The organism is Mesorhizobium sp. (assembly GCF_005063415.1).
GTDB lineage: Bacteria > Pseudomonadota > Alphaproteobacteria > Rhizobiales > Rhizobiaceae > Mesorhizobium.
In genome coordinates this window covers 1-10392 of sequence record NZ_SUEG01000168.1, presented here as the reverse complement: position 1 = coordinate 10392, position 10392 = coordinate 1, and the positions used below count along the sequence as shown (strand labels likewise).

9 protein-coding genes are annotated in these 10392 nt (G+C 61.8%); 5 read left to right on the top strand and 4 right to left on the bottom strand.

Going from position 1 to position 10392, the window contains the following annotated elements; genetic code table 11:
• Positions 1 to 48: 48 nt before the first annotated feature.
• From E5W70_RS27855 to lptF, 4 genes are all read right to left on the bottom strand, one after another.
• Positions 49 to 975, bottom strand: coding sequence for a peptidylprolyl isomerase (locus E5W70_RS27855; RefSeq protein WP_292664506.1), 927 nt, complete (start codon positions 973 to 975; stop codon positions 49 to 51).
• A 117-nt stretch (positions 976 to 1092) separates the two neighbouring features.
• Positions 1093 to 3510: an LPS-assembly protein LptD gene (locus tag E5W70_RS27850; protein ID WP_292664504.1), complete on the bottom strand. Its 2418-nt coding sequence runs from the start codon at positions 3508 to 3510 to the stop codon at positions 1093 to 1095.
• The gene (gene lptG, locus E5W70_RS27845; RefSeq protein ID WP_292664508.1) at positions 3510 to 4595 is read right to left on the bottom strand and encodes an LPS export ABC transporter permease LptG; all 1086 of its coding nucleotides are present in this window, start codon (positions 4593 to 4595) and stop codon (positions 3510 to 3512) included. The genes E5W70_RS27850 and lptG overlap by 1 nt, the downstream gene beginning before the upstream one ends.
• On the bottom strand, positions 4592 to 5794 hold the full coding sequence (gene lptF, locus E5W70_RS27840) for an LPS export ABC transporter permease LptF (protein ID WP_292664502.1): 1203 nt from the start codon (positions 5792 to 5794) through the stop codon (positions 4592 to 4594). Before lptF ends, lptG begins: the two co-directional genes overlap by 4 nt.
• Before the next feature lie 354 nt (positions 5795 to 6148).
• On the opposite strand from lptF, the gene E5W70_RS27835 reads away from it, so the two are divergent.
• The 5 genes from E5W70_RS27835 to E5W70_RS27815 all read left to right on the top strand — a co-directional run.
• Positions 6149 to 7315, top strand: coding sequence for an NAD(P)/FAD-dependent oxidoreductase (locus E5W70_RS27835; protein WP_292664499.1), 1167 nt, complete (start codon positions 6149 to 6151; stop codon positions 7313 to 7315).
• A 73-nt stretch (positions 7316 to 7388) separates the two neighbouring features.
• Positions 7389 to 7772, top strand: a complete 384-nt coding sequence (locus tag E5W70_RS27830; RefSeq protein WP_292664497.1) for a VOC family protein — start codon at positions 7389 to 7391, stop codon at positions 7770 to 7772.
• An 85-nt stretch (positions 7773 to 7857) separates the two neighbouring features.
• Positions 7858 to 9354 (top strand): leucyl aminopeptidase, encoded by a 1497-nt coding sequence (locus tag E5W70_RS27825; protein WP_292664495.1) that lies wholly within the window; start codon positions 7858 to 7860, stop codon positions 9352 to 9354.
• A gap of 37 nt (positions 9355 to 9391) precedes the next feature.
• On the top strand, positions 9392 to 9841 hold the full coding sequence (locus tag E5W70_RS27820) for a DNA polymerase III subunit chi (protein ID WP_023719810.1): 450 nt from the start codon (positions 9392 to 9394) through the stop codon (positions 9839 to 9841).
• Between the two features lie 120 nt (positions 9842 to 9961).
• Positions 9962 to 10392: phosphotransferase (locus E5W70_RS27815; RefSeq protein ID WP_292664493.1), on the top strand; the 431-nt coding region annotated here is incomplete at its 3' end.

Here is a 10392-nt window from a genome sequence, read left to right as displayed (position 1 = left end):
ACGCTCAACGCCAGCGGAAGCTCTGCGTCAGGCACGGCGATCGCGCCTTCAGCGCTCGATGATGCGGGCTTTCTTCCGCAACTCCTCGACATATTTCTTCGAGAGTTCGTCGGCGTTCTTGTCGCTCGAACCTTCACTCTGGAACACCATCTGCGCGGCTTTGTCGTCTGACACTTCGCGCGACGAGCAGATGCCGATGAATTCGACACCGCGGTCGGTTTCGCGGGTCGTGGTGGCTCCGCCGACCTTTGTAGCCTTTATCTGCTCGGCCCAGTCCGCCGGCAATTGCGGCGCCAACACCCGGCCGAGATCGCGAACGGTGACATCGATCAGGCCCTTGGCGAATTCGCGCGTGGTGTTGCAGCCGTTGAAGCGGGCGCGCATGGCGTCGGCTTCGCGTTTGCGCTTGGCCAGCGTCGCGCTTCGCTCGGCGGCCGGCACCACGAAGATGACCTGCTGCAACATGTACTCTGTGGCGCTCGGTTTGCTACCGCCTTTTTCGAGCATGCGCTTGACGAGGTCCTGCTCGCCCATGGCGCCGCCGCCGTCGCTAGAACGGTGACGCGCGGTCAGCGCCTGGTTCCAGGCCATCTGCGCCCGGATAAAGTCCTTGAAATGCTCCTTGGTGACGCCGGATTGCGCCATCGCGCCGTCAAGCTGCTTGAGCGGCATCTTGTTGCTGGTGGCGAAACGCTGATAAGCGGCATCGACCTGCGCGTCGCTGATGCGGATGCCGAGCCGCCGGGCTTCGGCCAGACGCAGCGTCTGGTCGATCATTTCCTGGCCGGCATCGCCCTTTCTGTGCTGCAGGCGCAGGAAAGCGGCCCTATGCTGGATGTCGCCGGTGGTGATCGGTATATTGTTGACGACGTATTTGATCTCGGTGGCGAAAACTGGCCGCGTCACTGCGGTGATCGAGAACGCCACCAGCAGGGCGAACCCTGCCGAAAAGAGGTATTTCCTCATCGAAAGCATCCCAATTCCATCCCGATTCGGCCCAACCTATCCCAGTTCAGGCCGCCGAAATTCGTGCCTGCTCTATGCGGCGAAACAATGTCGTCCGCCAGCCGCCCCGTTGCCGACCGCTGCCCGTTATTGAATGGTGTCGATGGAGCGTTGCGACGAGCCGAAATCGCCGAGCGTGCGGAACGACAGGTTAAAGCCGACGTTCTGCGATACTTCCTTGGTGTTCAGGTCACGTCTTTCCGAAAACGTCATCAAATAGGTAAAGCACGAATCACTATAGGCAAAGCCGACCCCGTCCTTGACCAGAACGCTCTGCTCCAGATCATACGTGCCGGTGCCAAAGACGCGCCAATTCTCGGCAAGATGTGTCGAGGCGCCGAGCGTAACTTCATGGCGATCGGTCGAGAACCCATAAAGCGGCTGCGCCTGGATGAAAGCGTATTTGGCGCTCAGCGATATCGGCAGGCCTGAAAAGGCGGCCTTTACCTCAGCGCGGCGGATCTCGAAGCTTTGCTCGTCGAAACGGCCACTGACCGAGCCGGAAAACCCGGTGGGACTGTTGAAGCCGACAAGGCCGACATAGTCGGAGGTTGCAGTTTCAAGGCCCGAATAGGCGCCGACATTGACCAGGTCCGGCGTGCCGAACGAGTTCTGGCCGCCGAGCTGGTAGGACTGGCCGAACACCGCATTGGTGCCCCAGCCATTGTCGTATGCGCCGGAATAGCGCAGCCCGACATTTGCCCGTGTGCCGCCTTCCATGCGGTCATAGCCCGAGAATTTGTCGCGCTCGAACAGCGTCGTGGCGTCGAAGACGAAGCTCTGGGCGTCCTCGTTGGGAACCGCCAGCCCGCCGACATATTGCTCGTTCGGACGCATGAATACTTGCGCCATCGGTTCGAAGACATGGCTGGAACTGGTCATCGAAAACAGCACCGGCCAGCGCATCTCAAGGCCGGCGGTCGCCATGTAGCGGGCAAGCGATGAACGCATATCGTCCTCGACGCCGAGATTGGTCGCCATCTGGTTGATGGCGTCGAGCGAGGCCGAGGAGGCGTTGACGTAGCCGGCGTCGCCGCGCAGCGCCAGGAGTGGTGTCAGCAGCAGCCCGCCATCGGTGGTGAAGGTGCGCTTCCATTCGGCTTCCGCGGTAAGGCGGCCGGATTGACCGTCGATGCCGCGGACGTTGTTGACGGACGAAGGAATGCCTGAGTTTGCAAGAGCCGTATCGAGCCTGTCGCGGTCAATGACCCGCGCGTTGACGTCGAACGACAGCTGCCCGCCGGCCACCGGCATGTCGGGGATATAGGCGTAGTCGAGCGAGGGCAGCACCCAGGGCTGCTTGGCGGCGCGTGCGGTCGGATCGCTGGCGAGCGTGTCTTCCTGAACGTCGAAGTGCATGGCGCGCACATCGAAGTAATTGCGATCGTTGAGCCCCGTCAGGTACACCTCGGAGCGGTGCACGCTATCGTTGAAGCCATCGATGTCGTAAGTGCGCGCGAAATTCTTGTCGCTCTGCAGCAGGATGTCCCAGCCGAAGTCCCAGCGCGGGTTGATGGCGAACTGGCCCTGGGTGCCCATCATGCCGCGGAACCTGTTCGGGTCGCCTTCGGTACCCGAATTCACGTTGTGGCCATTGTCGTCGATGAAGGCGTCGGGATTCTCCTGCCGGATGCCCGCAATCTTCAGGCTGTACTGACCGTTGTTGAAGCGCTGCCTCCACTCGGCCTCACCGAGGAAACCTTGCTTGGTATAGCCGCTGCCGGTGACAGTGAGATCGTAGGTCGGCGAGAGCGCGAAATAATAAGGGACTTTAACACCGACGCCGAGATCGCTCTTGTAGGCGACGCCGGGGATCAGGAAGCCGCTCTTGCGCTTGACCGTTGGGTCGGCGATCTCGAAAGCCGGCAGATAGGCCAGCGGAAAGCCGAAGAACTCGAAATTCGAGTTCTCGAAGCGAACCGTCTTCTTCTCGCCGTTCCAGATGATCTTCCTGGCCTTGATACGCCAGGTCGGCGCTTTGTCGGGCTTGTCCTCGCACGGCTCGCAGGCGGTGTAGACGCCATTGTGGAACGTCGTCAGCACGCCGCCCATGCGCTCCGCGCTTTCGGCGGCGAAATACGCCTTGTCTATGGTCTCGACACGCAACGCGTTGACGAAGCCGTCCGCGAAATCGTCGGTGATGTCGGCATGCTGCGAATAGATCTTGGTGCCGTCGCTATTGACGAGCTCGACATTGCCGCTGGCGACGAGGCGTTTGGTATTGCGGTTGTATTCGACCCGCTGGGCGACGAGACGGTTGCCGCCATAGTCGATCTGGACGCCGCCGACGGCCGTCACGGTCTGCTTATCGTTGTCGTAGACCAGCGTATCGGCTGCCAGCAGCATCTGCGTGCCGCTCGGAACCTTCGTTGCCAGGTCACTGACGTCCTGGGCAAAAGCCGGAGCAACCGGGGCGACGCTGGCAAGCAGGCATGCCAAGGCGCTCGCCGCAGAGAGGCGTGCCAAACCGGCGTGCCTATGGCTGCGCAAAACCGCCTCCCTCACTAGCCGTCTTCCTTGTATAGCAGGAATGTCACCCCGAAGAACATAGCCACGACAACCGGGACCCAAGCCGCTACGGCAGTGGGTACGAATCCCGCTACGCCGAATGCCTTGACCAGCACCGAAACGACATAAAGCAGAAAGCCGGCCGCGATGCCACCCAGAATCATCGTTGCCGACTGTCCCATCCTCGCAAATCGCATTGATACCGTCGCCGCAATCAGCGTCATCGCGACAAGCAGGAAAGGCAGCGCAATCAGGGAATTGAATTGCATGGCGAAGGCATTTGCCTTGAGGCCGAAGGAGCGGGCCACCTCGATCTTGCCGGGCAGATCGTAGAAGGGAATGGTCTCAGGGCGCGCCAACCGTTCTTGCACGAATTCCGGCTTGAGATTGGTCGGCAGCCGATCGCTGGGTAACGACTGGATGGTGCCGTCCCGGAACACCTTCACGTCCTGCAATTCCCAGTAGCCGTCCCGCAAAAAGGCGCGCGCCGCATCCTTGCGCTCGATGATGTCGCCTTGCGGGCTGAAGCTGAAGAAGACCGCGTCGGCCATCTCCAGGCCTTGGTTGAGAATGGCGCGCGCGCCGATGATGGTGTCGCCGGAGTTGGTTTTCTGCCTGATCCAGGGCGCGGCATCAGCCGAGACGCTGTTCGACTTGCCCGAACGGAGCTGGGTCTCGATCTCCTCGGACCAGGAATAGGCGTGCGCGGCTATCGGATTGATGACGCCAACCGACAAGGCTCCAAACAGCAGCGCCCCGATGCAGCATGGCAGCAGGAATTGCCATGCAGAGACGCCGGCGGAACGGGCGATGACCAATTCATATTTGCGGTTGAGCGACACCAACGTCGCCATCGCCGAGAACAGGCCGACGAACGGCACCGTCTGCAGCATGATCATCGGCATCCTGAGCCCCGAAATGGCGAACGCAGTTGCGTAGGTGAAGCCCGGCACGCCGGTCGTGCGGCCGGAAAGCTCGGTGAAATCGATCAGGAACACCAGCGCCAAGAGGCCGATGAAGAACCAGATGGTGATCGTCACATAGCGAAAGAAGAAGTACCGACCCAGAGTCCAGCCCATCAGCCGGCCCCCTGTCCGGATGCGCCACGCCTGGCAAAACGGAGCTTGATGGCGCTCCAGCCGTCACTGAAGCGGCCGGCAAGATTGGTTATCCAATCGGCCCAGGCAACCGGCAGTTCCATGGTCCGGTTGGAAACAATGAACCAGATGGCGATCGCCGATGCCACGATCGGGACGCCGTAGACCATATAGGCATATTGCGGCACCTTGTCGGCCTTGCCGGCGGCAAAGAACCCGAGCCAGCGCACGAACAGCGCGATCGCGATTGCCGTGATCAGCGGGTGCACACGCGCCTCGCGATGCGAGCGCGCATCTCCGGCGACCGCAAGCGCGATCAGCGCGAAGACGAGCGAATAGGACCACTCGGAAAAACGCTGGTTGAGCTCGGCCAGGTACCTGTTCGGCTTTTGCTGGTACAGCTTGTCGTTCGGACTGGGATTGAGCAGATACTGGGTCGTCCGGTCCTTCGGCAAAAGCAAGATGTCAGATGAGGCCGACATGAAAGCGGACAGGTCGAAGGCATAGGAGGTGAACCGGATCACCGAGAGGTCGCCGGTCATGGTTTTGCGATGGATGACGCCGTCATTCATCATCAGCACCTTCTCGTCGCCGCGTTCGATGATGCTACCGGTCTTGGCATAATAGACGAGATTGACGCCTTCTTCGCGCGAATCGGCGACGAAGATGCCGCCGAGGCGATTGTCGGGAAGCCGTTCGCCAACCTGCAGGAACAGGCCGTCATCGATCTTGCGGAAGGTGCCTTCCTGGATGATCAACGACAACAGATCGGCACGCGACGACGCAATCAATTCGCGGTTCTTCTGGCGTGCGTAAGGGTCGACGCCATTGTCGACGGCGAACGAAAAAACGCTGGCTGCGAGCGCCAGAAGCATGATCGGCCTGACGATGGTCCAGCGTGAAGCGCCGGCGGCATTGATGACGGCCAGCTCCGAATCCGAATTCATCACACTGAGTATCTGAGCGACCGCGACCACCAGGGCGAACGGCACGACGATCGGAACGATCGTCGGGATGATCAGCGCTGCGACTTCGAAGAAGGTGAGGGCCGACTGACCGCTATCGGTGACGAGGTCGATGCGGGCGAGCACCTGAGTCGTCCAGACGATCGCCAGCGTCCAGACGAGCGCCAGCGCGAATACCGCGAAAGCACGGCGCATGATGTAACGTTCAACGACCTTCATGAAGGCTTTTCTCGGCGATTTCGAACGGCATCATGCCTTGGAACAAGGTAGTCGTCCGGCGCCGGCTGCACAACTGGCTCAGTTTGGCGGTTCGATCTGGGTTCCGTCCCGTATCGCAAATTCCGCTGGGCCGGAGTGTCGGCGGCAATGGATAAGAAAGGGCGAACATTGTTGGTTAACAACAGGTTGCGGCGGGAAGCGGGGCCGTGCCGCGACGAATCGTAGATGGTTCGATATCGCATATGGGAGCGATTTCGGCCAAAGTCTTGTCAAATGCGGCAAAACGACCAAATGTCGCGCCGGTCGCGACCGCGGCGACGTGATAAGACGGGTCAGGATCTGTTGAGCCCCAGCATGGAAGCGGAAAAATTGCGCGGTCAAACCGGTCGGGAAACCGTCTTTGACGGCGCGATCGTGGTCGGCGCCGGAGCGGCCGGCCTTGCCGCCGCCCACGCCTTGGTGAAGGCCGGCGTACCGACGCTCGTCCTGGAAAAGGAGAGCCGGCTTGCCGAACCCTGGCATCGGCGGCACCAGCGGCTGCACCTCAATACGCATCGCGATCTCTCGACGCTGCCCGGCGTCGGCTATCCCGCAGGCACCCCGGCTTTTCCGCATAAATCGGCCGTCATTCGCCATCTGAACGATTTCAGCCAGGCGCATGGTCTGCCAGTCGCATTCGGCGTTGCCGTTGAAGAGATCACGTTCGATGGCGATCACTGGACCGTGCGGACGAACGCCGGACGTCGTCTGGCGCGCCATGTCGTCGTCGCCACCGGGCGCGACCGGCAGCCGTTTATTCCTGCGTGGAAAGGCATGACCGATTTTGCCGGCCGAATTATCCATTCGGCCGATTTTGGCAAGGCGAAGGACTATGCCGGCAAAAAGGTGCTGGTGGTCGGTGCCGGCAATTCGGGGTTCGACGCACTCAATCATCTTGCGAATGCAGACGCCCAAAGCATCTGGCTGTCGGCCCGCAACGGCCCCTCGCTGCTGCCGAAACGCATCGGCAAGATCGCCGTCCACAGGCTTTCGCCTGTCATGGCGCGTTTGCCGATGCGGATTGCCGATGCGGTGATGGCGACAACCCAGCGCCTGGTTTTCGGCGACCTGACGAAATTTGGGCTTCCGCCGGCTCCCATAGGCGGTGCGAGCCGTCTGAGCGCCGACTACACCGCGATCGCAGCCGATGACGGCGCGGTTCGCGCCATCAAGGCAGGTACGATCGTGGTGGTGCCACCATTGCGGGAATTTACCCAAGACGGCATCATACTGAATGACGGCAGGTTGATCACGCCCGACATCGTCATTGCAGCGACCGGCTATCGCACCGGTCTGGAGCAGATGGTCGGCAAGCTCGGCGTTCTCGACGGCAAGGGCGTTCCGCTTTTCAACGGCGGCGATGCCGATCCGAAATTGCCCGGCCTGTGGTTTGCCGGCATGCGGCCGAGCATTCGCGGTTGTTTCGCCAATGCCCGCATTCAGGCCAGGGCGATAGCGGCGCGGATTGTCAAGCAGCGATAATGAGCAGGACTATGCCGACTGTTCCACCCGCAATAGACACGCCTTGTCGAAACGTGCTCGAACCGAAAGGTCAATGATCATGACGCCAGTCAGCATTCGCTACATGGTCGATGATGTCGCCGCCTCGATCGACTTCTACTGTGGACATTTTGGCTTCGCCGTCGAACAGGACGCGCGACCGGCTTTTGCTTCCGTCACACGCGGCGCTTTACGGCTCCTTCTAAGCGGACCCGGCAGTTCGGGTGCACGGGCGATGCCGGATGGCCGGCAGCCGGTTCCGGGAGGCTGGAACCGCATCCTGTTGGTGGTTCCGGACCTGAAAGAAGAGGTTGCGCGCCTCAAGAGTGCTGGACTTGTCTTTCGCAACGATATCATAACGGGCGTCGGCGGTTCCCAGACCCTGCTCGAAGACCCATCGGGCAATGTCATCGAGCTGTTTCAACCCGCCGCTCACTGACGCAACAACACGGCACCTTCGGTCCGATCTGCCCAATCGAACGCCTCCCGCGATAATCCAACGCACTTCCCGAAAGCAGGACATCATGAATTCGAGACCCTCGATCGCCTTCGCCAAATTCGCCGCGCCCAAAAAGGGCAGCGTTTTCGTTCTGGTGGCCGACGAGGGCGGCCTCAGCGATGCCGCCAGGGCTTGCGATCCGGCAAAGACCCTCGATCGGGCTTTTCCGGTCGCCGACTTCACCGGCAAATTCGCCAGCCTGGTCGAAGTGCTGGCACCGGAAGGGACATCGCTGGAGCGGCTGGTGGCGGTCGGTGCCGGCAAGGGCTCCAATCTCGATGATTACGGTTGGCTGAAGCTCGGCGGCACGATTGCCGCGTCTTTTCGCAAGGCAACCGAAGTGGCCGTCGTGCTCGATCTTCCCGGTGCGGCCGTCAGCGGCAGGCAAGCCGTTCAGCTTGCAGCGGGCATCCTGCTGCGCAGCTATTCCTTCGACAAGTACAAGACCAAAAAGAACAATGGTGACGACAAGCGCGAGCCAAAAAAGCCGGTCAAGGTGACTATTCACACGGCCGATCCGGCAGCTGCAAAGAAGGCCTTCGCCGATGAAGCGGCGGTGATCGACGGCGTCTTGCTGGCGCGCGATCTGGTCAATGAACCGGCCAATGTTTTGGGACCGGTGGAATTCGCCGCCCGCATCGCTGAGCTGGAGGCGCTCGGCGTCACGATCGAGATCCTGGCCGAGAAGGAGATGAAGAAGCTCGGCATGGGTTCGCTGCTGGGCGTAGCGCAGGGTTCGCCGCGTGGCGCCCGCATCGCGGTCATGCGGTGGGACGGCGGCAAGGCCAAGGAAAGCCCGGTCGCTTTCGTCGGCAAGGGCGTCACCTTCGACACCGGCGGCAATTCGATCAAGCCGGCCTCCGGCATGGAGGACATGAAGGGCGACATGGGCGGCGCTGCTGCCGTCACCGGGCTGATGCACGCGCTGGCCGCGCGCAAGGCGAAGGTCAATGTCGTCGGCATCGTCGGGCTGGTTGAAAATGCCGTCGACGGCCACGCTCAGCGACCGGGCGACATCGTCACCTCGATGTCGGGCCAGACCATCGAAGTGCTCAATACCGACGCCGAGGGCCGCCTGGTGCTGGCCGATGCGCTGTGGTACTGCAACGACCGCTTCCAGCCGAAATTCATGATCAATCTGGCGACGCTGACCGGCGCCATCATGGTCGCGCTCGGCCAGCATTATGCCGGCCTGTTCTCCAACAATGACGAGTTGGCGGACCGGCTGACGGCGGCGGGACAGGCGACGCAGGAGCGGGTGTGGCGCATGCCGCTCGGCGCCGAATACGACAAGCTGATCGATTCCAAGAATGCTGACATGAAGAACATCGGCGGCCGCCATGGCGGCGCCATCATCGCCGCGCAGTTCCTGCAGCGCTTCGTCAAGGACACGCCCTGGGCGCATCTCGACATTGCCGGCACCGCGATGGGCGCGCCCTCCAACGAGATCAACCAGTCATGGGCTTCCGGCTTCGGCGTCAGGCTGCTCGACCGGCTGGTGCGCGATCATTACGAGCAATGAGCGGCTGGGGCGGACTCCGACAATGTAGACTGAACGCATGGCCGAGATTCTGTTTTATCACCTGACCGAATCGACGCTGGAGGATGCGCTGCCCGGCCTCCTGGAGCGCAGTATCGATCGTGGCTGGCGCGCCGTCGTGCAGACCGGCACCGAGGAACGGCGCGACGCGCTGGATCAGCATCTGTGGACTTTCCGGGACGATTCGTTCCTGGCCCACGCAACGGACCGCGAAGCCCATCCCGCCGAGCAGCCGGTGCTTCTCACCGTCGGCCCCGACAATCCGAACCAGGCGCAGATACGCTTCCTGGTCGATGGAGCGGTGCCGCCGGAGCTTGGCGGCTACCAGCGCGCCGTGTTCCTGTTCGACGGCCACGATGCAGCCCAGCTAGAGGCGGCACGCACGCACTGGAAGACAATGAAGGAGGCCGGCCACACCGTGACCTACTGGCAGCAAACGCCCGACCGGCGTTGGGAACGCAAAGCTTAGAGCATTTGCAGCCAAGTGAAATCACTGGCGCCGCAAGAATGCGAAAAACAAAAAGATGGACCGCCGGCTATCCAGAAGATCTGAGCAAGCCCGATGCCGCACGATGAACGAACACCAGGCATGCCGATAGATGCCGCACTTGTTCGCCGGCTGATTGTCGCGCAGTTCCCCAAATGGGCGGACCTGCCGGTAGAGCCGGTCGAGCCTGGCGGCTGGGACAACCGCACGTTCCGGCTGGGCGACAGCATGTCGGTGCGGCTGCCGAGCGCTGCCGCCTATGTTGCCCAGGTCGAGAAGGAGCATCGCTGGCTGCCCCGCCTGGCGCCTCATCTGCCTCTGCCGATACCCGTGCCGCTGGCCAAAGGCGCGCCCGGGGAAGGCTATCCATGGCCTTGGTCCGTCTATCGCTGGCTTCGCGGCCGGCCGGCGGCTGGTGAACTGATTGCCGATCTCACTGAGTTCGCCCGTTCGCTGGCCGGCTTTCTGCTTGCGCTCTACCGGATCGACGCTGCCGATGGGCCACTGGCAGGGCAGCATAATTTCTACCGCGG

Coding starts and splice junctions, on each gene's coding strand:
- lptF (WP_292664502.1), bottom strand. CDS start 5,794: ATGAAGGTCGTTGAACGTTACATCATGCGCCGTGCTTTCGCGGTATTC.
- E5W70_RS27835 (WP_292664499.1), top strand. CDS start 6,149: ATGGAAGCGGAAAAATTGCGCGGTCAAACCGGTCGGGAAACCGTCTTT.
- E5W70_RS27830 (WP_292664497.1), top strand. CDS start 7,389: ATGATCATGACGCCAGTCAGCATTCGCTACATGGTCGATGATGTCGCC.
- E5W70_RS27820 (WP_023719810.1), top strand. CDS start 9,392: ATGGCCGAGATTCTGTTTTATCACCTGACCGAATCGACGCTGGAGGAT.
- E5W70_RS27855 (WP_292664506.1), bottom strand. CDS start 975: ATGCTTTCGATGAGGAAATACCTCTTTTCGGCAGGGTTCGCCCTGCTG.
- E5W70_RS27825 (WP_292664495.1), top strand. CDS start 7,858: ATGAATTCGAGACCCTCGATCGCCTTCGCCAAATTCGCCGCGCCCAAA.